General features: G+C 62.4%; 20 protein-coding genes and 1 tRNA gene. 9 read left to right on the top strand and 12 right to left on the bottom strand.

Annotation, left to right across the window (positions count from 1 at the left end):
* The first annotated feature begins 85 nt into the window (after positions 1-85).
* From ACK41X_RS02055 to ACK41X_RS02065, 3 genes are all read left to right on the top strand, one after another.
* Positions 86-847, top strand: a complete 762-nt coding sequence (locus ACK41X_RS02055; protein WP_409718716.1) for a DNA-3-methyladenine glycosylase family protein — start codon at positions 86-88, stop codon at positions 845-847.
* Positions 789-1,469: an alpha/beta hydrolase gene (locus ACK41X_RS02060; RefSeq protein ID WP_409718719.1), complete on the top strand. Its 681-nt coding sequence runs from the start codon at positions 789-791 to the stop codon at positions 1,467-1,469. The genes ACK41X_RS02055 and ACK41X_RS02060 overlap by 59 nt, the downstream gene beginning before the upstream one ends.
* Before the next feature lie 134 nt (positions 1,470-1,603).
* The gene (locus ACK41X_RS02065) at positions 1,604-2,161 is read left to right on the top strand and encodes an HNH endonuclease (RefSeq protein ID WP_409718722.1); all 558 of its coding nucleotides are present in this window, start codon (positions 1,604-1,606) and stop codon (positions 2,159-2,161) included.
* 72 nt (positions 2,162-2,233) lie between these two features.
* On the opposite strand, the gene ACK41X_RS02070 is transcribed toward ACK41X_RS02065, so the two are convergent.
* A complete protein-coding gene (locus tag ACK41X_RS02070; RefSeq protein WP_409718725.1) occupies positions 2,234-4,345 on the bottom strand; it encodes a trypsin-like peptidase domain-containing protein in 2,112 nt (703 codons plus the stop codon).
* Positions 4,346-4,453: 108 nt separating this feature from the next.
* Between ACK41X_RS02070 and ACK41X_RS02075 the strand changes: the two genes are divergently transcribed.
* Entirely contained in the window at positions 4,454-5,461 is a 1,008-nt protein-coding gene (locus tag ACK41X_RS02075; protein ID WP_409718727.1) for a hypothetical protein, read from the top strand.
* A 22-nt stretch (positions 5,462-5,483) separates the two neighbouring features.
* On the opposite strand, the gene ACK41X_RS02080 is transcribed toward ACK41X_RS02075, so the two are convergent.
* Positions 5,484-6,044, bottom strand: coding sequence for a disulfide bond formation protein B (locus ACK41X_RS02080; RefSeq protein ID WP_409718730.1), 561 nt, complete (start codon positions 6,042-6,044; stop codon positions 5,484-5,486).
* A gap of 211 nt (positions 6,045-6,255) precedes the next feature.
* On the opposite strand from ACK41X_RS02080, the gene ACK41X_RS02085 reads away from it, so the two are divergent.
* A tRNA-Leu gene (locus tag ACK41X_RS02085) sits at positions 6,256-6,342 on the top strand.
* Between the two features lie 88 nt (positions 6,343-6,430).
* Here ACK41X_RS02085 and ACK41X_RS02090 read toward each other — a convergent pair.
* The 6 genes from ACK41X_RS02090 to ACK41X_RS02115 form a co-directional block, all read right to left on the bottom strand.
* Complete coding sequence (locus ACK41X_RS02090) at positions 6,431-7,528, bottom strand: sulfotransferase (protein ID WP_409718733.1); 1,098 nt, start codon at positions 7,526-7,528, stop codon at positions 6,431-6,433.
* Positions 7,529-7,665: 137 nt separating this feature from the next.
* Complete coding sequence (locus tag ACK41X_RS02095; protein ID WP_409718736.1) at positions 7,666-8,346, bottom strand: class I SAM-dependent methyltransferase; 681 nt, start codon at positions 8,344-8,346, stop codon at positions 7,666-7,668.
* A gap of 112 nt (positions 8,347-8,458) precedes the next feature.
* Positions 8,459-9,760 carry a TRAP transporter large permease gene (locus tag ACK41X_RS02100; protein ID WP_409718739.1) on the bottom strand — a complete coding sequence of 434 codons (1,302 nt, stop codon included), beginning with the start codon at positions 9,758-9,760 and terminating at the stop codon, positions 8,459-8,461.
* Between the two features lie 28 nt (positions 9,761-9,788).
* Entirely contained in the window at positions 9,789-10,304 is a 516-nt protein-coding gene (locus tag ACK41X_RS02105) for a TRAP transporter small permease (RefSeq protein WP_409718742.1), read from the bottom strand.
* A 37-nt stretch (positions 10,305-10,341) separates the two neighbouring features.
* On the bottom strand, positions 10,342-11,391 hold the full coding sequence (locus ACK41X_RS02110; protein ID WP_409718745.1) for a TRAP transporter substrate-binding protein: 1,050 nt from the start codon (positions 11,389-11,391) through the stop codon (positions 10,342-10,344).
* Between the two features lie 109 nt (positions 11,392-11,500).
* Positions 11,501-12,670: a cobalamin-independent methionine synthase II family protein gene (locus tag ACK41X_RS02115; protein WP_409718748.1), complete on the bottom strand. Its 1,170-nt coding sequence runs from the start codon at positions 12,668-12,670 to the stop codon at positions 11,501-11,503.
* Here ACK41X_RS02115 and ACK41X_RS02120 point away from each other — a divergent pair.
* Positions 12,669-12,881: a hypothetical protein gene (locus ACK41X_RS02120; protein ID WP_409718751.1), complete on the top strand. Its 213-nt coding sequence runs from the start codon at positions 12,669-12,671 to the stop codon at positions 12,879-12,881. The two genes, ACK41X_RS02115 and ACK41X_RS02120, sit on opposite strands and share 2 nt — an antisense overlap.
* The gene (locus ACK41X_RS02125; protein WP_409718754.1) at positions 12,878-13,351 is read left to right on the top strand and encodes an ester cyclase; all 474 of its coding nucleotides are present in this window, start codon (positions 12,878-12,880) and stop codon (positions 13,349-13,351) included. Before ACK41X_RS02120 ends, ACK41X_RS02125 begins: the two co-directional genes overlap by 4 nt.
* A 257-nt stretch (positions 13,352-13,608) precedes the next feature.
* On the opposite strand, the gene ACK41X_RS02130 is transcribed toward ACK41X_RS02125, so the two are convergent.
* From ACK41X_RS02130 to ACK41X_RS02140, 3 genes are all read right to left on the bottom strand, one after another.
* Positions 13,609-15,177: an adenylate/guanylate cyclase domain-containing protein gene (locus tag ACK41X_RS02130; protein WP_409718757.1), complete on the bottom strand. Its 1,569-nt coding sequence runs from the start codon at positions 15,175-15,177 to the stop codon at positions 13,609-13,611.
* Positions 15,174-15,539 carry a response regulator gene (locus ACK41X_RS02135; RefSeq protein ID WP_409718760.1) on the bottom strand — a complete coding sequence of 122 codons (366 nt, stop codon included), beginning with the start codon at positions 15,537-15,539 and terminating at the stop codon, positions 15,174-15,176. Before ACK41X_RS02135 ends, ACK41X_RS02130 begins: the two co-directional genes overlap by 4 nt.
* A 141-nt stretch (positions 15,540-15,680) precedes the next feature.
* Positions 15,681-18,437, bottom strand: a complete 2,757-nt coding sequence (locus ACK41X_RS02140) for a response regulator (RefSeq protein WP_409718763.1) — start codon at positions 18,435-18,437, stop codon at positions 15,681-15,683.
* Between the two features lie 238 nt (positions 18,438-18,675).
* Here ACK41X_RS02140 and ACK41X_RS02145 point away from each other — a divergent pair, with 238 nt between their 5' ends.
* Positions 18,676-18,882, top strand: coding sequence for a DUF6494 family protein (locus ACK41X_RS02145; RefSeq protein ID WP_409718766.1), 207 nt, complete (start codon positions 18,676-18,678; stop codon positions 18,880-18,882).
* 117 nt (positions 18,883-18,999) lie between these two features.
* Positions 19,000-19,293, top strand: coding sequence for a hypothetical protein (locus tag ACK41X_RS02150; protein ID WP_409718769.1), 294 nt, complete (start codon positions 19,000-19,002; stop codon positions 19,291-19,293).
* Positions 19,294-19,324: 31 nt separating this feature from the next.
* Here ACK41X_RS02150 and ACK41X_RS02155 read toward each other — a convergent pair whose 3' ends face one another.
* Positions 19,325-20,689: an NAD(P)H-dependent oxidoreductase gene (locus ACK41X_RS02155; RefSeq protein WP_409718772.1), complete on the bottom strand. Its 1,365-nt coding sequence runs from the start codon at positions 20,687-20,689 to the stop codon at positions 19,325-19,327.
* Position 20,690: the final 1 nt, after the last annotated feature.

Genomic DNA, 20,690 nt, shown 5'->3' on the forward strand with positions numbered 1-20,690 from the left:
TGACCCGGCAATCCATCAAACGCTTGATCGGTCTTTGCACAAGAGACCGATGCCCGGGTCAAGCCCGGGCATGACGACAGAGAGAATGGTCCAGTTCCTTCACACCCAGGCCGATCTCGCTCTGGCGCTCGCGCGGCTTGTGCAGGCCGACCCGCGTCTTGTTCCGGTCCTGGAGAAGGCCGGCGAGCCTGCGCTGCGCCGCGGCCAGCCTGGCTTTCCCGGCCTGGCCCGCATCATCTGCGGCCAGCAACTGTCCACCGCGAGCGCACGCGCCATCTGGACGCGGCTCGAAGCCGCTTTCGATCCCTTCCATCACGAGGCGCTGCGTCGCGCGCGCGCCGATCGACTCGGGCGGCTGGGACTGTCCGCAGCGAAGATCAAATCGATCAAGGCGATCGCCCATGCCCTCGCCAAAGGCGAACTCGACCTCGAACGGATCGCGCAAAGCGATGCCGACACCGCGCATGCGGCGCTGATCGAGATGCACGGGATCGGTCCATGGACCGCGGACATCTATCTTCTGTTCTGCCTTGGCCATGCCGATGCGTGGCCGGCCGGCGACCTCGCCTTGCAGGAATCCGCGCGCATCGCGCTCGGGCTGAAGGCAAGGCCGAGCGCGAAGGAGTTGTCGGCCATCGCGGACGCATGGCGGCCATGGCGCGGCGTGGCGGCGCATTTGCTCTGGGGCTATTATCATGTGGTGAAGCGGCGCGAAGGCGTCGCCGTCGAAGCCAAACCGGAAGCCGCTCAGCCGGCCGCACGGACCTCAACAGGGAAAGCAAGACGCAATGGCCGGACCCAACGTCCCAGTGCTGTCGGGACCAAGCCTCGAGCCGCGAAGCGGTAATGCCAAGCGGCTCGTCGTCTTCCTGCACGGCTATGGCGCTGACGGCAACGACCTGATCGATATCGGCCGGGCCTGGGAACCGCTTCTGCCCGACACCGCCTTCGTGTCGCCGCACGCGCCGGAACCCTGCGGCCAGGCGCCGGTCGGACGGCAATGGTTCGGCCTGACTTTCCGCGATCCGGACGAACGCTGGCGCGGCGTTAACCAGGCGGCGCCTGCTCTTCAGGCCTTTCTCGATTCCGAATTGCAGCGCCGCCAGTTGCCGCCATCGGCGCTGGCTCTGGTCGGCTTCAGCCAGGGAACGATGATGTCGCTGCATGCAGGCTTGCGCCGGCCGGTGCCGCCGGCGGCAATCGTCGGCTATTCGGGCATGTTCATCATGCCGGGCGACGGCCCCCCAGAGACGGTCGAGGGCGAGATTACGTCGCGCCCGCCGATCCTGCTGGTCCATGGCGACCGCGACGAGTTGATCCCGGTCCAGGCGCTGTTCCATGCCTCCTCGGCATTGTCCGCGCTGGATGTGCCCGTGGAATGGCACATTTCGCAAGGGGTCGGTCACGGCATCGATCAGGAGGGCCTGCGTCATGGCGGCGAGTTCCTGGCGCGGCGATTCGGACTGTAATTCCCGTCCGTCCGGCCAGTCTGCATACCCAAAGACGCAACCGCGGTAAGCCTTAGCAGTACCTTCACATTTCCGTCACGCTCGCCTATACATTAGGAGCTATCTTCGCGGTGCTTTGAAAGGAGCGCCATCGCTTGAACGTCCACGTTTCGCCTGGTGGATTTCCGGCACTGGTTCTGAACGCCGACTTCCGGCCACTGAGCTATTACCCGCTGTCGCTGTGGTCCTGGCAGGACGCGATCAAGGCGGTGTTTCTCGAACGCGTGAACATTGTCGCCAATTACGATCGCGCTGTGCGCTCTCCGAGCTTTGAAATGAAGCTCCCCAGCGTGGTTTCGCTCAAGACCTTCATCAAGCCGTCGACCTATCCTGCCTTTACGCGGTTCAACGTATTCCTGCGGGACCGCTTCGTGTGTCAGTATTGCGGGGCCGACGACGACCTGACCTTCGATCACCTGATCCCGCGTTCGCGCGGCGGCCTCACGACCTGGGACAACGTTGTCGCCGCCTGCTCGCCCTGCAATCTCAGGAAGGGCAGCAAGACGATGGCGGAAGCGAACATGCATCCCTCGCAGATGCCATTCCAGCCGACGGTGCAGCACCTGCACCGCAACGGACGGCTGTTCCCGCCGAACTATCTTCACGAAAGCTGGATGGACTATCTCTACTGGGACACCGAACTGGAGCCGTAACTGACGCCGGCGGGCCCTTTACCATTCTCCCAAGGACATCGGCAGTGCCTGGCCGGATCAAGACAATGCTCTTTAGCGTCTCGTTTTTGCTTTTGCCTTCCTCTTCTTTCGCGCCGGCGCGGCTGGCCTGCTTTTGCTCGAGGCCCGCTTGGTGGTGCCGCTCTTCGGCTGCTGGTTCATTTGGTCGAGCGTAGCTCGTAGAGCCTTCGGAACGCTTCTTCGCGCGTCCCAACGAACATCTCGTTGCTCTTCGTGACGCGACGGGTTGCCATTTCCCACCAACAAACCGGCAAGGAAAAGGCGGTGGTCGGATATCAGCTTGACGTAGTCGGGAATCCGCTGGTCGGCTGCAACAATGAAGAAGTCCTTGGAGCCGTATTGCCTGGCAAGGTTCGGTGAAAGATAGATGTGATCGATAAGGGATTTGAAGCGGCCCTTCACGTAGGTGATAGCCCCATTGCCCTCATCCTCGGCGCTCATCGCCACAAAATCCTTGTAGGCAAGCGGGGCGAAATCGCCCGAGCTTATCTCCGCATTGTAATCGCCGCCGACGATCCAGTCGCTGTCATATTCCTTTTCGATCATCCAATGGATGGCAGCGGCGAGGATCTTCGAGGCCATGTTCCGGCGCAGGGAGCCTTCATCCATTGCTTTCAGGTGCAAGGGGACGAGGAAAAAATCGAAAGGCTTGGCCGAATTTTTGACTTTGAACGAGAACAAGCCGGGATAGCGGTCGAACACGCGGCCGTGCACAGCTTCCAGCATGCTGTCGTCGAAGTCGCGACTGTTGACTGTGAACCAGTCCTTGATTTCGGCGGGCCATTCTTCCCGCTTTCCGGTGACGGTCTTGATGTTCCATAATACGCTGGTCGTTTGCTTTCCGGTGCTCGCTCCGGGCTCCGAATGCGCGACGGCGAAGTCGAGACCGTATTGCCGCTTGAGCACCTTCACCAGCTCTTCAGCGGCGGCCGGGGAGGATTCGGACAGAGCCCATATGTCGAGATTGAAATCAGCGACAATCGTAGCGACGTCGTTGACCTTTTCGCGGTAGCGATTCGAGAACCATTCCACGTTCCAGAAGGCGACATCGATATCGGATTCGGTGCCCTTGTACAGATCGACGACGATCTCTGGTCCCGACTGCGCAGCGGATCCTGACACCCGCCCCAGCGTTCCAAAAAAGCCCGAAATCGAATTGATGCCTTTGAATTCCTTCAAGACCTGCGACGCAGCGCCGGCCAATCCCTCTCTTGAGGCACGCTGTTCGAGGTCGGTCGCGATCGTGGAAATCTTTATTCCTTCGTTAAGAAAACGCGGCGGCTGGTTCTGATCGATGCGAAGCCCGTTCTTGTTCGGTGCTCTTGCATGATGCAGGGCCACAAGCCTCCACGTGTTGTCGAATACCGGGCTGCCCGAACTTCCGTAATCGGTGTCGGACAAGTAGTGGAGCAAGGTTCCGTCGTCCGAGACAATTTCGTTGTCATGAATGACGATCTCTTGCGGCCTGCCGTCGGGGTGCTGGATGATGTTGGCAAACGTGCCGGGATGGGCGACATAGGCGGCTCGCTCGAGCTCGACCGTCCCGAAGTTTTGGGCAGCTCCAGGCTCTATCGCGACAAAGGTGTAGTCGAGTCCGTTCTTGTATGGACTGGTCAGGTAGAGCTCGTCGGCCGCGAGACGAAACTCCATGTGCGCCTCGGCCTTTCCATTCGGACCAACCAGGTAATTGAACTGGCAAACCGACTCGCGAGCCACCTCGATCGAGTTGAGCACGTGATTGTTGGTCAGAAGAAGCCTCGGACCAACAAGGAAGCCAGTGCCTTTCCAGCCGTCGGGCCGGCTCACGCCGTCATAGTCGATGCCGCGCGCAATAATGATGCGGCACACAGCCAGTGACCGCTTATAGCCGAGCCGTAGAAACACGGACGGCAGGAAATTCGGCTTGTCGATGACGACTTCCGGAATCGTATCGTTCGTCGCTCTTTGTTGAAACAGTTCGACTGCGACCGGATCACCGAGGAAATTGCGAAACGCATTTCCCGCATAAAGCGGGTCCGGAGACTTCCCGTCCACGAGCTTGGTGAAATCTCTCAATCCTTGCACCGCACTTGGCTCGGAATAGAGTTTGCTTGATGCCCCCGCCGGGCCGCGCCCGTCTTCGAATCTTTCAGCCGCTCCCGCCATCTGAACCCTCCCAAAAAAGACATGGCCCGCAAGTGCATTGCGCGCAAATTCTATCACAGGTAGAGTTCGTGCATAGTGGGCGTAAAGTATTGGGGAGCGGGGGCTAAGATGGACAAACTGCCATATGCAGAGCTCAAGGTGATGTTGATGGACCCGGATATCCCGGATTCCGAGATCGCCCGCTATCTCACGGCTGTGCCGCAGGACAGCGGACCGTTCGAGCCGATGGTCAAACCCGATCCAGCCCTAGTCGACATGACCCCGGAAGGCGAGTTTGACGTCGAGAGCGCCATTCGATGGGGAAACGCCACTTCAAGATGGCGGCGGCAAAATCGGTTCATCAACCGTCTTGCGCATGGCGTGGACAAGCCCGTGCTCGTCTCGGAAGGAGACTCGTGGTTTCAATTTCCATTCCTCATCGAGGAGGTGATTGACCACCTCGATGCGGATTTTCTCATCTGGAGTCTCGATGCAGCCGGCGATACCGCCGAGAACATGATCAACAGCCGGCCGGAATACAAGGCTGCGCTCGATGCGCAAAAGCCGAACCGCGTTAAGGGGTTTTTGTTTTCCGCCGCCGGCAACGACGTCATAGGCGAGGACTTGCAAGGCGATCCGGTCCTGTCAAAGCTTATCAAGCAGCACAATCCGCAGAAAGACGCCGCCTGGCACATCGATCAGGCTCAACTCGCTTCGGTGCTGATGCGTCTCGAAACGGGTTACCGCAAAGTGGTTGCGACCATCAGGGCCGATACGGATTTTGCGAAACTGCCCATCTTTGTCCATGGCTATGACTACGCCATCCCCGGCGGCTATCCCGGCGACACGCGCCGTCCGATCTATGCAAAGCAGAATGAATGGCTGGGCGGACCGATGGTGGCCAAAGGCATCACGGACGTGTCGCTGCAGCGGGCCATCATTCGGCTTCTGATCGACGCCCTCTACGACATGCTGAACCGGGTTGCGGGTTCGAGTTCAACCAGCCGTGTCTATGTTGTGGATGTGCGCGGTACGCTGGCCGAGGGAGAATGGGCCGATGAAATCCACGGCTCTTCGGCGGGCTTCAAAAAGGTTGCCAGACTCTTCAAGAATACGATTTCGGCGGCGATCCAATAACCGATGTCAGCGGTCTGATCGGCTAAGTCAGCTTCTCTTTCGGCGGCAGCGTCTGCCACGCGCGAAAGGCGCCCCATCCGGCAATCAGCGCCAGCATCAGCGAGATGATCGCGTTATAACCGGCGAGCGAAAGGCCAAGGAAGCTCCAGGGAATTTCGTCGCAGCGCACCACGCGGATGTCTTTCAGCTTCTCAAGCAGGCCGCCGGCGGTGCCAAGATCGGTGAGACCGCCCCCGGCGCAATCGCGCGGTCCTTCCCAGAGCTTCCACTCGACACCGGCATGATAGGCGCCGAGCCCGGCATTCCACAGCATGCCCAGCGCGATGACAACGAGCGCGGCGACCAGCACGCGTTGCGACGCGCCATGCGACACGCCAAGCAACACCAGGCCCGCGAGCGGAATCGAAAAGTAATAGGCATAGCGTTGTTCCAGGCAGAGCGGGCATGGCGGCAGCCCGACCACCACCTGGAAGAACCAGGCCCCGATAATGGTCAGAAGACCGAGCACAGCGACCGCAGCGGCGGCGAGCCAGATCGGCTCATCCCGCTTCAGGCGGCCGAAAGCTGCGACAAGATCGTTCATTCCGGTTCCCGCAAAGTTCGGAGCATTATCCAAGCCCCGCATTCCCGCAAAAGCCCCGTACCCGTCAAGACACAGGGCTGCGAGCCCCGCCGGACCTCCACTGTCCCCTGCAGGACCAAATCTGCTTGATCGGCTGGAGCGATCCCCTTATGTCTGCCGCCGGGATGGCTTTCGCACTCCCCGCGCCCGAATGGCGTCTTGTCGCGGCGTTGCCCCTGTGGCGGAACTGGTAGACGCGCCTGACTCAAAATCAGGTGGCCGCAAGGTCGTGCTGGTTCGATTCCGGCCAGGGGCACCACCACTTCCAGCGCGTCCGGACGCACCGCCGGTTTCGGGCTTTTTGCCAGACCTCAATCGGCCGGACGGCGATGGCGATACATCGCGCCTCACCGCGCCAGATCGTCCAGCGCCGCGACCTTTTCGTACAGCGCCACGCAATGCCGTTCGATGGCGTCCCGCTCCGCGTCGCCGAGAAGCTTTTCCCGCTTCAACGGCGCAGCCGACACACCCGCACCCTGCACTTCGAAGCTCGAATTGGCGACCATGCTCCGTCCATTGAAGGTCGGCACCAGCAGCGACGGTTCGAAGTTGATGCCGAGCTGACGGGCCATGGCGCGGAGCGCAGATTCAGTATCGCTCACCAGGCGCTCGAATGTCAGCACGATCACCTTGTCGCCAAAGCGCTGCTTGTTTGTCAGGATCGAATTCGCGGAAGAAAGCCACAGATCGAGCAAGCCCTGAATATCGTCGGGATTGGCGCGCTTCTTGTTGCTGTTATGATGCTTCGCCGACGGATACCAGGTTCGCGGATCGCGGACGATCTGGATCAGTCTTCCATCGCCATAGGCCGCAAAGAAACCCGCCACGCTCGCCTCATATTGCGCAAACCGGGGCGCAAAGGCGGTGATCCATTTTTTCTGGGAGAGATCGCCCTGGTAATTGAGCCAGGCATGAAAGTACGCGGTGAAGTAAAGATCGATGACGTCTCTCTGGCTGCGCGGCGAAGTGGCCTCGAACAGCGATCTGAAGATCCGGTAATGGAGCGATGGCACGCTGAAGAAAGGCAGATTGACCTCGCCGCGCTCGCCCTTTGAATAGCCCTTGCGCAGAAAGCGGATATCGCGCGGCTCATACAGCATGTGGAAACATGCCTCGGCGCCCTCCTCAGGCCTGATCGGCGGCCAGTTTTCCGGAGTCGGATGCCCGATCTTCAGTTCGTTCGGATAGGCCGCCAGCATCGGATGACCATCGAAGAGCTGGCTCAGAAGCGTGCCGCCGGACCGATGAACCTGCGAGATCAACACCAGCGGCGCGCGCATCGGCGTCAGATGACCGACGATGAATTTGCCGATATCGTTCAGATTGGCGCTCTCGCCGCGCAGCGCCGAAGCAAGGTCATCGGGGGGGCGCTGACCACTGAATGCCGCCATGGCGCGGCGCGTCAAAGCATTGCGCTTCGACCACTCGATCAGTTGCGAATACATCTCCACTCCGGATCATCTCTTGCTGCCGAGCGGCCTTAAGCTGGGACAGCCTGTTAGAGCGGTCTCTAAAGCATTAGCCGTGACCGGCTGCAACCCGGCCACATTCCGGTTTGCGCAGCCTGGCCGCTCACCTGCTGCTATTGCACGACCTCAAATATCAGAAAACTCTGCCGCGGCAGGAAGTCGAACGACGCCGCAGGCTTATAGCCCGCGGCCGCCATCTCTGCCGTGATTTGCGCGGCCGGAAGCCGCATGTGCTTCGGCGGACCGGCCGGCGCATCGGGCCGGTAGTCGACGATTGCGACGCGCCCTCCGGGTTTGAGCGAGTTGCGCAGCCGTTTGAAATAGCCGGTCCGGTTGTCGATGTGGTGATAGGTATTGAGCAGGAACGCCACATCTACAGGTTCGGGAAGATTGGGCGACGTCGCGCTGCCCTTAACCGCGCGTAGATTGCCGAGCGCTTCGGACTTGGCGCGGCCCGCCAGATGCTTGACCATGTTCGGCTCGATGTCGACCGCGAACACCAGGCCTTCCGGAACGGCACGCGCGAGCCGCACGGCCATATAGCCGGTGCCGGCGCCGATATCGGCGACGCTGTCCGCCTTGCGCAGCGCGAGCGAGCTGACGATGCGGTCGGGCATTTGCCATTTGTCGCGCTCCGGATTGTCGAAGCGCTCCGACCATTTCTTCGGATCGTCGAAGCGGGGATGATGGTGGTGCCCGCCTTGTCCCGCCTGATTCTGTGCGGCAAGCGGGGCGGTGGCAAGCAGGACCGCGATTGCGGCAAACGCACTCACTTGCACCGTTCGGCGCATCATGGTTGCTCCTCGATTTTCGCCGGACGCGGCTTGACCTCTGCACGCCAGTGCATCGCGATCATGCGGAACGAGCCGGACGATTTCGTGACGGTTTCCCCGGCCTGGCCGATCCTCAATACAGTTTCGAGGGCAGCCACAAGGCCAGCGCCGGGAACATGATCAGCAGCAGCACCAGCGCCAGATGCGCGAACAGGAACGGCACGATGCCGCGGAAAATGTCGCCAAGCGCAATGTCCGGCATCTGCGCCCGGATGATAAAAATGTTGAGCCCGACCGGCGGGGTGATCATGCCGATCTCGACCGCCACCAGCACGAGGATGCCGAACCAGACCGGATCATAGCCGGCCGACACGGCAAGCGGCAGGAACACCGGCACGGTGATCAGGATCATGCTGATGGCGTCGAGGAAACAGCCGAGCACCAGATAGAAGCCGACCAGCAGCAGCATCACGCCCCAGGGCGCGATGCCGAGCCCCTGGACCCAGGCGGTCAGCGCGTTCGGCAACTGTGTCAGCACGACGAAATACGAGAACAGGAAGGCGCCGACAATGATGAAGAACAGGATCGAGGTGGTCCACACCGTTTCGAGCAGCGCATCGAGCAGACCGCGCAATGTGAGCGAGCGGGTGGCGAAGGCGATGACGATAGCAACGAAAGCCGCCACCGCCGCCGCCTCGGTCGGGCTCATGAAGCCGGAATAGATGCCCCCGACCGCGATTCCGAACAGGATGACAAGCTTCCACAACGTGAGGAGTTCGCGCAGCCGTTGCGTGACGCTCATGCCCGGCGTCTGCGGCAACCGCTCCGGCTGCCACCAGCCGATCGCCGCAATCACCACAAGATGCAGAAAGGCGCAAAGGAGGCCCGGAAACAGCGCCGCGGCGAAGAGCTGCGGCACGCCCTGCTCGGCAATGATGGCATAGACCACGATCACCACCGACGGCGGGATGAGGACGCCCAGAATGCCGGCCGACGCCACGACGCCGGTCGCGATCCGCTCGTCATAGCCGAAGCGGCGCATTTCCGGGATCGCGACCCGCGTCATGGTGGCCGCAGTGGCAAGCGAGGAGCCGCAGATCGCGCCGAAGCCAGCGCAGGCGCCGACCGTGCCCATGGCGAGCGCGCCGCGGAAGCCGCTGAACAGCGCGTTGGCGGCGCGGTACAATTCCTGAGACATGCCCGAGCGCGAGGCGACCACGCCCATCAGCACGAAGAGCGGCACGACCGTCAGCGAATATTGGTTGGCGAGGTCATAGGGCGTCTGCCCGGCTGCGATCAGCGCGCGCGGCCAGCCGTCGATCGCCGCATAGCCGACAAGACCGACGAGGCCCATAGCGATCGCTACCGGCACGCGCAGCACGATCAGCACGAACAGCGCCGCAAGCGCGAACAGACCGATGACTTGCGGGCTCATCGCCTCTGCGCTCCGCGCCGTGACATCGCTATTCGACCGGATCGCGGTCCAGATTCGGATCGCGCGGCACGCCATAACGCCAATAATACAGGATCACCCAGACCGTTGCCGCCACCGAACAGGCCATACCGAACAGAATCGGCGACCAGTGCCAGGAGCGGTGGATACCAAGCGTCATGGTGACTTCGAAGCTCTCGAAGCTGTAGAGCGCCGCAGGGACAACCTGCCGCAGCACAATCACGAGCAGGATCAGCGTCAGAAAAAGTCCGAAAAAGCGCAGCGCCACGCGCACCTTGCGCGGCACGAACTGGTCGATCACATCGATCGCCACATGCTCGTCGCGCAGGAATGTGCCGGGCAGCGCAAGGAAAATCATGGCGACCAGCGCCAGCTCCATCACGTCGACGACGCCAAGCACAGGAATGCCGAGGCCCTGCCGCATCAGCACGGTCCCGGTGGTGTACAGCATCATGAAGGTCAGGAATGCGGCGCCGGCAAGCCCGAAAGGCCATGCCGCGCGCCGCAAGATGGTATCGCCCTTCAAAGATTCGTCCCTTCCTCGCAGGGATCCGGACGCAGGCTCACTGCGTCCAGAAATTCCGTGAATCTTTCTCGTGCTTCTGGGCCAGCGACTTCATCATGTCGTAGACCTGCTTGGCGGGAAGACCTTTTTTCTCCAGCGCCGCGATTTCGGCTTCGGCCACCTTGGCGCCGACCGCGCGGAACTTGGCGTCCTCTTCCTTGGACAGCTTGATCGGAGTCATGCCGTCCTTGACCATGATCGCCTTGCCGATGTCGTCCAGCTTATCCCATTCCATGCCGACTTCCTTTTCGACGCCCACGAAGGAATCGTCGATCAGCTTCTTCAGGTCGGGCGGCAGCTTGTCATAGGCGGCCTGGTTCATGCAGATGCAGAACGAGGTGACGTAGGAGTACATTTCGGTGGTGTATTTGGTCACCGGCCCGATCTTGAAGGCGATGCCGCCGCCGCCGTAATCGATCACGGCGCCGTCGATCGTGCCCTTCTGCATGCTTTCCACCATCTGGGTCGGCGGCAGGCCGACCGGGGTGCCGCCGAGCGCGGCGATGAATTCCTTGATGGTGGCGGAGGCGAAGCGCAGCCGCTTGCCCTTCATATCGTCCACCGTACGGATCGGATCTTTGGCGGTGTGGATATTACCGGGCTGGTGCGTCATCAGCAGCAAGGGCTTCACGCCCTTATGCTCGGCATCGAGATATTTCTTGCGCAGCTCCGGATCGTTCAGAACCTTGGCGCCGATCTCCGCGCTGCCCATCAGGTAAGGCAGGTTCGACACTTCGGTCAGCGGGAACAATCCCGGCGTAAACCCATGCGCCATCCAGGTGATGTCGGCCTGGCCGGAACGCGCCATCTCGTAGTAACGCGGCGGCGGGCCGAGCTGCGAGCCCGGGAAAATCGTGAACTTGAGCTGGCCCTTGGACTTCTCTTCCATGCTCTTGGCCCATCGCTCGATCCATTGCGAGACCGAATGCCCGGCCGGCACGAAATGCGCGATCTTGAGTTCGTAGGTCTGTTGCGCGGCGGCCGGCTGCGTGTGCAGCAGGAACGCCGACGCAGCGGCCATCACTCCAGCGTAAAGCGGTGATCTCATCATTTTCCTCCGGATGGCAGGCCGGCTAAGTGCCGGTTCTGGTGCCCTTCGCAACAGGTTATACGGAAGCCCAAGGCGTTCACAAGCCGCGTCATGCGACACTTGCGGCTCACCGCCCCCACAATTCCCGGCTTGCCAGCGCAGCGCCCTGCGACAGCGCCTCGAGCTTGGCCCACATGATCGAGGGATGCACGCGCTGCGTGAAAGACGCCTGGGCAAAACCGCAATCGGTCGAACCGATCACGTTTTCGCGGCCAACCAGCTTGGCCAGCCGCACCAGCCGCTCGGCCACCAGTTCCGGATGTTCGACCACATTGGTCGCATGGCTGATGACGCCGGGAAGCAGCACCTTCTCGGGCGGCAGCTTCACCGACTCGAACACCCGCCATTCGTGCTCGTGCCGCGGATTGGCCATTTCCAGCGAATAGCTGCCGGCTTTGGTCTTGAGGATCAGATGGATGATGGTTTTCAGCGGCACGTCGGTGGTGTGCGGCCCGTTCCAGCTCCCCCAGCACACGTGATAGCGGATGCGGCCCTCCGGCAGGCCGCGCAGCGCATGATTGAGCACATCGGTGCGGATTTCGGCCCAGCGCAGATAATCGGCGTCGGTCCCCGGCGGCACGATGATGTCGTACATCGAGGCGAGATAGGCGTCGTCGACCTGCAGCATCAGGCCGGATTCGACGATGGCCTTGTATTCCTCGTGCAGCGCATCGGCGAGCGCGTGCAGATAATCCTCGTCCGATTTGTGAACCTCGTCCTTGCGCTCCGGCGCGACGCTCGATGGCGCCACCGCCGGAAGGAACGCGCCGGCGACGCCCGCCTCGGCAGCCGCCGCCTTCAGCCGCGCAATATCGCGGCCGACCGCCTCATACCCGATATATTTTAGCGGCTGCGAAACCACCCAGCCGCCCATGCCGTGGAATTTCTGAGTCGGATCGTATTCCGCGTAGAACTCGGCAAAGTCGCGCCGGTCTTTCCCAACGATCGATTGCGGCATGCCGGACCCGCTGAACGCGCGGCGCTCGAAGCCCTCGATCCGCTCCAGCACATAGCGCGACCAGGAAATCGATTTGCCGAACTCGCCGTCGCTGACAATGTCGATACCCGCTTGCTTCTGGCGTTTCACCACGTCCCGTACCGAGCGGTCGACGCAGGCGAGATAGGCTTGCTCGTCGACCGTCCTGCCGTCGACCTTGTCGCGCAGGAAGGCGACCAGTTCGGGCGGCCGGACCAGGCTGCCGACATGGGTGGTCAGAATCCGGTCGATCGAATGCATGATGGCGTTCTCCCTCGCAATGGTTCTGCCCACCTTTTCCGGTTGGGCCGCCGCGATCGAGCCGCGGCGCCTTGGACAGCGCAACACGCCGCCCAGCATCGACGATGCCTACAGATTGACCGACCATCAAGCCGCCGATAGCCTTTCGGATAACATGAAGCCCTGGAACAAAGCCGGGCAACGGGAGCACAGCATGAGGAGGACAGCATGATCAGGTCCGCTCTCGCCTTCGTGATTTTCGCCGCCTTCGCTCTTGCATCGCCCGCGCACGCTCAGTTGACCGACGCGCAGAAGATGGCGCGCAACAAAAAGAACGTGGTCGAATTCTACAATGCAGTGCTCAACGAGAAGAACTTCGAAAAGGCCAAGACGTATGTCGGCGCGACCTATATCCAGCACAACCCGATCGGCGCCGACGGTCTGGAAGGCATACAGGGATTCATCAATTTCCTGCGTGAGAAGTTTCCGAACAACAAAAGCGAGATCAAGCGCATCTTCGCCGAAGGAAGCTATGTGATCGTCCATGTACATGCCGTGCGCAACCCGGGCAGCGACGAGCGCGGCTTCGCGATCTTCGACCTGTTCCGGCTCGACGATGACGGCAAGGTGGTGGAGCATTGGGATGCGGTTCAGGCGATCCCCGATCCCGCCACCGCCAAGAACAAGAACGGCATGTTCTGACGCCGGATTTTCGACGTCTGACCTGGGAGTTTTCGCACACGGGATTTCGCAGCGCTTCATTCATCGCACCGGCGGCATTTCGGCCGGCGCAATTGTTGCCCGTGCGTTTCGGATTTGCCGAAGGGTTCCCGCGGTCGGTTGACCATTCATACACGTTGCATACGGATCGCGGTGGACAGACGCGGCCGGTCGAAGGCCATTGCAAGAGAGCCTGCGCCTTGCGGACATCATCGCAGGCGCTACGGCGCGCGCCGCAGCTACGCCTCCAGCCAGAAGGTTTCCATCAGCCCGGCACCCTTCACCTCGACTGCGCCGCGCGGCACGAACCTGAACTGACCGGCCAGGCGATCCGCCACCGCCTTCGATACGTGGACATGGCCGGGCGCGCCATGCGACTCCATGCGGCTCGCGATGTTCACCGTGGTGCCCCAGATGTCGTAGGCGAATTTGCGCTCTCCGATCACCCCGGCAATGGCCGGGCCTGTATGGACGCCGATCCGCAGCGCAATCGGTGCATCCATCTCGCGGCGGATGGCATCGAACGCATCGAGCATGACGAGCGATAGCCGCGCCGCGATCGCCGCGTGATCGTCGCAAGGCTCCGGGATACCGACCGCCACCATATAGCCATCGCCGATGGTCTTGATCTTCTCGGCGCCATGCTGTTCGACCAGCCGGTCGAAGGCCGAGAAGATGCGGTTCAGCACCGAGACCACTTCCGACGGCGACATCTGGCCCGAGAATGGCGTGAAATTCACGATATCGGCGAACACAATGGTGGCTTCGGGGATATGGTCCGCCACCATCGCGGCGCCGCCATTGATGCGGTCGACCACGGCGCGCGGCAGGATCGAGAGCAGCAGCGCTTCGTTGCGCTCCTTGGCCAGCCGGATTTCCTGCATCATCGCGCGCTCGCGGTCGCGCAACAGCTTGTTTTCCAGCGACGAGCGGATGCGCGCGCGCAGCAGGGCCGGCGCGAAGGGCTTGGGGAGGTAATCCACCGCGCCTGCCTCGATGCAGCGAACGATGGACTCCATCTCGTCGAGCGCCGAAATCATGATGACCGGGATATCCGCGGTCTGCGGATCGCGCTTAAGCTTGCTTAGCACCTCGTAGCCGCTCATCTCCGGCATCAAGACGTCGAGCAGGATGAGGTCGAAACCCTGCGCCGCGATCAGCGCCAGCCCCTCGGTGCCGGACGCCGCACTCGTCACCGCATGGCCGTCGCGCGCAAGCTGCCGCGCCAAGAGATCGCGGTTGGATTCGTTGTCGTCGATCACGAGGATCTGACCCGCAATGGTCTGATGCGCGGTGGCGGGCTGTGACTCCCGCAGCGCATCGAGCACCCGCGATGCGTCGGCGAAAGACGTCCCGGTCCGGTCAAGCGCCGCCTCTCCGGAAAACGCCACCAGCGTATCGATCCGCTCCAGCATCCCGTCGGCCGCGGCGAGGAGCTTTTCGAGATCGGGCACGAGCGACTCGTGACCCATGTCGCGCGCATCCTCCATAACCATCTCGCCGTAGCCCTTAACGGCATTGATCGGGGTGCGCAGGTCGTGCCGCAGTTTGGTGCGGTAGGCATCGATATCCGCGATTTCGCCGCCATGCCGGAGTACCTCATCCAGCAGCGCTTGCAGGCTCAGTCCGGCGCTCCTGATGCGGTCAAGATCGGCGCGATAGCCGGTCAGCCCGGCCTGCTCGGCATCCTCGATCACGATATCGGCGAAGCCTATGATCGCAGCCGCCGGTGCCACGAATTCCTGGCGCAGATGGGCCCGCAGCGCATTGTGCAGGCGGGAAGCTTCGCTGTCCGGAGAAGCGCTCATTTCGGCAGAAGCGCGTTGATCTTTCCGAGGAGGCGCGGAAGATCGATCGGCTTCGTATCGAAGTCGTCGCAGCCGGCCTGCAGGGCCTGTTCGCGATCGGATTCCATCGCATGCGCGGTCAGCGCGATCACCGGAATTCCGCTGATCGCCGCATCGGCCTTGATCGTGCGGGTGGCTTCCCAGCCGTCCATCACCGGCAGGCTCATATCCATCAGAATGAGATCGGGCCGCTCGCTGCGTGCGAGGTCGACGCCCTCCTGCCCGTTCACCGCCATCACGACCTCAAAATTGTTGCGCAGCAGCCGCCGCGACAGCATGTCCCGGTTCATTTCATTGTCTTCGACGAGCAGGATTTTCGGCATTGCAGGCACTCTTGTTGCTTGGTCATTCCGGGGCGGCCGCCGAAGGCGGACGAACCTGGAATCCATTCGTCAGCTCGGGGCTTTTGTCTGGATTCCGGGTTCGCTGCTTCGCAGCGCCCCGGAATGACGGCGTTCCATCGTTCATCCCGACACCTTTTCTGCGGGCTGGCGCGCGATCGCGGCGAGCGCCGAGCCGAGCGAGGACAAGGGTTGAGCCCCCTTGGTCAGCACCAGAAGCGTGCGCTCGTTGACGACGCGGCGCTCGCTTTCGGTGAGATCCTTCGCGGTCAGCACCACGATCGGCACCCGCTCCAGCGCCGGAACATCCCTGACCCGTTCGAGAAAGGTGAAGCCGTCCATCACCGGCATCATCAAGTCGAGCAGCACCAGCGCCGGCGCGGGATTTTGCTTCAGCCAGTCGAGCGCAGCCTGACCATTCTCGGCTTCCGCGGCCTTCAGGCCGGCCTTCTCCACGGTGGTGCGCACCACGGACCGCACGTCGGCGGAATCGTCGACCACCAGCACCGTCGCTTCGCGGGAGGTCGCCGCAAAGCGGCGCAGCAATTCGATCAGGCGGCTGCGGTCCACCGGCTTGGTCATGTATTCGGAGGCGCCGAGCGAATAGCCCATGGTCCGCTCGTCGACGATGGTCAGCATGATGACCGGGATCGACGCCAGTTCCGGATCGGATTTCAGCTTGCCGAGAACGCTCCAGCCATCGAGCTTGGGCATCATCACGTCGAGGGTAATAACATCCGGCGTCTCGGCGCGCGCCAGCTCCAGCGCCTGTGCGCCGTCATAGGCGTGGAGCAGGCGATAGCCTTCCTTGGCGATGGTGGTGCGCAGCACGTCATGCACGGTCGGATCGTCGTCGACGATCAGCACGGTGCGCCCGGCAATGTCGCCTGCGGCCGCGACGGCGCCGGGCACGATGCGCGGCGCGGCAGGATCCCTGCCGCCGTCGGGCAGCGTGATGGTGAAGGTCGAGCCCTGGCCGGCTGTACTCTGCACCGTGATGTCGCCGCCGAGCATTGTGCAGAAATGCTTGGTGATGGTCAGGCCGAGCCCGGTGCCGCCGTAATTGCGGGTGGTGGATGCGTCGGCCTGGGTGAAGGCCTGGAACAGCCGGCCGATCTGCTCGTCGGTCATGCCGATGCCGGAATCGGAAACGGCAAAGGTGAAGACGGCGCGGCCCCGATCCGTCCGGTGCCTTGCGACAGCAAGTTTTACCACGCCGTTCTTGGTGAATTTCGCGGCATTGCTGAGCAGGTTGATCAGGCTCTGCTTCAGCTTCACCAGATCGACATGCATCGAACCGATATCGGCCGGCGCCTCGATCTCAAGGCGGTTGCCGTTCTTGTCGATCAGCGGCGTCACGAGAACGCGGACCTCGGCCATGAGTCGGTTGAGATCGACATCCTCCAGATGCACATCCATGCGCCCGGCCTCGATCTTCGACAGGTCGAGAATGTCGTTGATCAGTCCGAGCAGATGCTTGCCCGCGGTCTCGATCTTGACGAGATCGCCCTCGCTCGCGGTGTCGCCGCGATCCTGCGCATCCTCGCGCAGGATTTCGCTGTAGCCGATGATGGCGTTGAGCGGCGTGCGCAATTCGTGACTCATATTGGCGAGGAAGGCGGACTTGGTGCGCGAGGCGGCCTCGGCCTGATGCCGCGCGGTTTCAGCTTCTTCCCGGGCCTGGCGGATGTCGCGGGCATTGTCACGGAACACGATCAGCGCGCGGCTCATGTCGCCAAGCTCGTCGCGGCCGGTCGGCGGCAGCGGCGCATCGAGCTTGCCGCTTGCCACCGCAAGCATCGCGCCGGTGACCTGCTGCAGCCGCGCCACGACATAACGCTGAACGAAGAACCAGACCACAATGACCGCGACCACAAGGCTGAGCAGGGATATGCCGATCAGCCGGAAGCGGGTGTTGTCGAGCGCCTGCTTGGTCCGCGCCGCAGTGTTCGCTGCCGCCGCCTCCGCTTTCGCAACCAGCGCGGAAACCAGCGCCTGCATGTCTTCCGCAGACTTTTCGAGACCGGCCTGCAGGGATTCGGCGGCGGCGCGCTCGTTCAGATCGGACGTGCGCAGCGCGAATATGCCGTTCGCTCCGGTTCCCAGCGCCAGCACCGATCGCGCGGTCTTGTCGATGGCCCCGGCCTCTGCCCGATCGAAAGTCGCGTCGTTCAAAAGAAAGTTCAGGCCGCCCTCGAAGCGTTTCCTGATCTCCTTAAACTGCTTCTGGCCTTCGGCGATGGCTTTGGTTTCCGGCGCGGTGGCGGAACGGTAAAGAACGCCGACGGACCGATAGGTGTCTCCACGCAAGCCATTGATGACGAGTTGTAGCTGATCGTTCTGACGCGGCAGGACCAGCAGCCGCTCGGCAAGCTCGGCGCTGTCGCGGGTCAGGCGGGCGATGGCATTATCGAGCGCCGAATCAACCGTAATGCGTTCCCGTACGCTACGGTCGAGCTGGCCGATCTGAGCATCGATTCCCGCCACCAGCGTCTGTAGCCGTTCGATCGCGGCCGCATCATTCGTCGCATCGCGAAGCCGCGAGAGCGAGGACCAGAGTTGGCCGATGCGTTCGGTCGCCTCGTTCATGCGCGCAAAGCGCTGCGCTTCGGAACGAACGCCCGCAAGCTGGGCGCCGGCCGCGGCAATGGCGCGCGCATTATTCTCGACCGCCAACGCGAACTTCACCTCCGGCAAGCTCTCTTCAGTCAGCTGGCCCATTGCGGCTTCGATCCGGCTGAATTGCAGCACTGCGACCAGCGCCGCAGCTGCGGTGAGCGCCGCAATCACGGCGAAAGCCAGCATCAGCTTGGCGGCAATGGACTTGCGCCAGGAACGCTGCGGGGCATCGGCAAGCTGCGGAGGTTGCGCGGTGGTCATTTGCGAAGTCCTAATCCTCGAGGTGCGGGCTGCAAGGCCCGCACAAAAATCGCCGCACGCTCTCCAAATGAAACCAGATCAAACGCCGCAGAACGACATGCTTACGACCCAAGAATTATCCGGGAACCCGTTGACGGCAAGAACTTTGCCTTCAAAGCGCAACCGGCGCGACGCCTTTGCTCATAGCGGATCGGACCGCGCAAGTCTAAGCTCGATGCACCCCAGGAGACCACAGACCATGAACGAAGACGCCCTGAATACGTCGATTCGTAAATTCCTCAAGGAAGTCGGCGTGACTTCGCAGCGCGAAATCGAGAAGGCGGTCCGCCAGGCGGTGGCCGAGGGCAAGCTCAAGGGCAACACGCCGCTGCCGGCGCGGGTCGTGCTGACGATCGCGCCGCTCGGTCTGACCCATGAAGTCGACGGGGCCATCAAGATCGAATGATTTAAAACTGGACCGGTCGGCCGGGTATCGCCACCGGTCAGGCCCCGAGTTTCTCCGGAACGATACGGGTCCGGCACGATTTATGTCCTGCCAACCTGCGAAATGGAGAATCCGGGAATGCGACTTTTCCTTGCCTCGATCGGCACCGCTGCCGTCATTGCCACGTCAGGTGCGGCGACCTCACCTGCGCAGGCGCGTTTCGACATGACAGTCAAAGCGCCAGTGCACGTCGAGACCGTCGCCTGCCGCACAGTCCGAACGAGGATCGTGGGCCCCGGCGGGCAGGTCACGTTCCGCACACGGCGGGTCTGTGCCCCCGCTGCCGCACCGCGGCGCTGCCGCATGGAGCGTCAGCGCATCGTCAGGCCCAACGGCACGGTGGTTTTCCGCACTGTGCAACGCTGCCGCTAAAAATCGTTGCAGGCCGCCACAAACTAGACCGTCACGTAGGTTCGGCTGCCACATTGGGGCGGCCGAACGCTGCTTCCATTTCGCGCCGCGTTTTCACGGCAAGGTCAGAGGCGTCATAATCCACGTCGCGCCAGTGCAGCGCCGAGCCCTCGGCAATATCGCGATTGAGCCGCACGTGGTGCGCCAGCCCGAGCGGCAGACAACCGGCATCGAGCGAGGCCTGTGCCGGCGTCTGTTTGCCCCACACGCAAAATCCGCCCTCCCCGTCGAGTATCTCCCCGGCCTTCAGGTCGCGCTTGGCGGTCGCGACCACATCGGAGTGAAAGCCGACCGGCGCACCGGTCGGTTCGCCCCGCAGCGCGACTGAAGCGACGGAAATCCCCAGTTCCAGCCCGATCATATGGGTCGGCCGGTACAGTGCGGCATAGCGCCCGCTCGCATCCGGCATCAGGTGATATTCGCGAAAGCATTGGCGAGCATAACCGCTCTCACCTTCGAACACCACGAAGGTGCCCATCGCCAGGTGATGGGCGATGTCGCGCTGGTCGCGATCGACCGACGATACCACCTCGGTGACGCCGGCCTTTTCGAGCGCGCCGCCCTCGGCCTGCGGCTTGCAGATATCCGCCAGTTCAAAACGGCTGGCCGGCGGGAAACCGAGACCGTTCGTCTGCGGCACGAGGCCGGTGGCGTTGCACACCGCCGTCATCTCGATGCCAGACTTGGTGCCGTCGATGAAGGAATTGAACATCTTCGGATTGATCGACTTGCGGTCGTCGATTCGAAGATACTTGTCGAGGATCTCCCACACGGTGTCCGGATTGGAGCGGTGGTAGCTCGGGTGATAGCGCGTGCCCTTCCCTGCGCTGACCACCTTGAAGCCGCAGGCCCGCGCCCAATCGACCTGCTCGCAGATCAGCGCCGGCTGATCGCCCCATGCGAGCGAGTAGACCACGCCCGCGGCACGCGCCTTGCGCGCCAGCAGCGGACCGGCCAGCGCATCGGCCTCGACATTGACCATGACGATATGCTTGCCGTGATCGATCGCCTTCACGGCAAAATCAATGCCGGTCTTCGGATCGCCGGTGGCCTCCACGATGACGTCGATTTCCGGACAGGCAATCAGCGCATCGGCATTGTCGGTGACAAAGCTTGTGCGCGCCTTCAGCGCGTCGCCGAGCGACGCCGCGGCATATTGCGCGTGATCCCACCCGGCAGCGGCAAGCTGGCTCCTCGCGCGCACGACATTGAGATCGGCAAGACCGGCAAGATGCATCCCCGGCGTGCGCCGCACCTGCGTGAGGAACATGGTGCCGAACTTGCCGGCGCCGATCAGCCCGATGCGGATCGGGCGACCGGCGGCCTCCCGCTCGGCGAGCTTCGCGTAGAGATTCAAC

It is taken from the genome of Pseudorhodoplanes sp., from assembly GCF_046289595.1.
Taxonomy (GTDB): domain Bacteria; phylum Pseudomonadota; class Alphaproteobacteria; order Rhizobiales; family Xanthobacteraceae; genus Pseudorhodoplanes.

Coding starts and splice junctions, on each gene's coding strand:
- ACK41X_RS02150 (WP_409718769.1), top strand. CDS start 19,000: ATGCGACTTTTCCTTGCCTCGATCGGCACCGCTGCCGTCATTGCCACG.
- ACK41X_RS02125 (WP_409718754.1), top strand. CDS start 12,878: ATGATCAGGTCCGCTCTCGCCTTCGTGATTTTCGCCGCCTTCGCTCTT.
- ACK41X_RS02100 (WP_409718739.1), bottom strand. CDS start 9,760: ATGAGCCCGCAAGTCATCGGTCTGTTCGCGCTTGCGGCGCTGTTCGTG.
- ACK41X_RS02070 (WP_409718725.1), bottom strand. CDS start 4,345: ATGGCGGGAGCGGCTGAAAGATTCGAAGACGGGCGCGGCCCGGCGGGG.
- ACK41X_RS02055 (WP_409718716.1), top strand. CDS start 86: ATGGTCCAGTTCCTTCACACCCAGGCCGATCTCGCTCTGGCGCTCGCG.
- ACK41X_RS02130 (WP_409718757.1), bottom strand. CDS start 15,177: ATGAGCGCTTCTCCGGACAGCGAAGCTTCCCGCCTGCACAATGCGCTG.
- ACK41X_RS02090 (WP_409718733.1), bottom strand. CDS start 7,528: ATGTATTCGCAACTGATCGAGTGGTCGAAGCGCAATGCTTTGACGCGC.
- ACK41X_RS02110 (WP_409718745.1), bottom strand. CDS start 11,391: ATGAGATCACCGCTTTACGCTGGAGTGATGGCCGCTGCGTCGGCGTTC.
- ACK41X_RS02140 (WP_409718763.1), bottom strand. CDS start 18,437: ATGACCACCGCGCAACCTCCGCAGCTTGCCGATGCCCCGCAGCGTTCC.
- ACK41X_RS02135 (WP_409718760.1), bottom strand. CDS start 15,539: ATGCCGAAAATCCTGCTCGTCGAAGACAATGAAATGAACCGGGACATG.
- ACK41X_RS02120 (WP_409718751.1), top strand. CDS start 12,669: ATGATGGCGTTCTCCCTCGCAATGGTTCTGCCCACCTTTTCCGGTTGG.
- ACK41X_RS02060 (WP_409718719.1), top strand. CDS start 789: ATGGCCGGACCCAACGTCCCAGTGCTGTCGGGACCAAGCCTCGAGCCG.
- ACK41X_RS02115 (WP_409718748.1), bottom strand. CDS start 12,670: ATGCATTCGATCGACCGGATTCTGACCACCCATGTCGGCAGCCTGGTC.
- ACK41X_RS02080 (WP_409718730.1), bottom strand. CDS start 6,044: ATGAACGATCTTGTCGCAGCTTTCGGCCGCCTGAAGCGGGATGAGCCG.
- ACK41X_RS02095 (WP_409718736.1), bottom strand. CDS start 8,346: ATGATGCGCCGAACGGTGCAAGTGAGTGCGTTTGCCGCAATCGCGGTC.
- ACK41X_RS02145 (WP_409718766.1), top strand. CDS start 18,676: ATGAACGAAGACGCCCTGAATACGTCGATTCGTAAATTCCTCAAGGAA.
- ACK41X_RS02075 (WP_409718727.1), top strand. CDS start 4,454: ATGGACAAACTGCCATATGCAGAGCTCAAGGTGATGTTGATGGACCCG.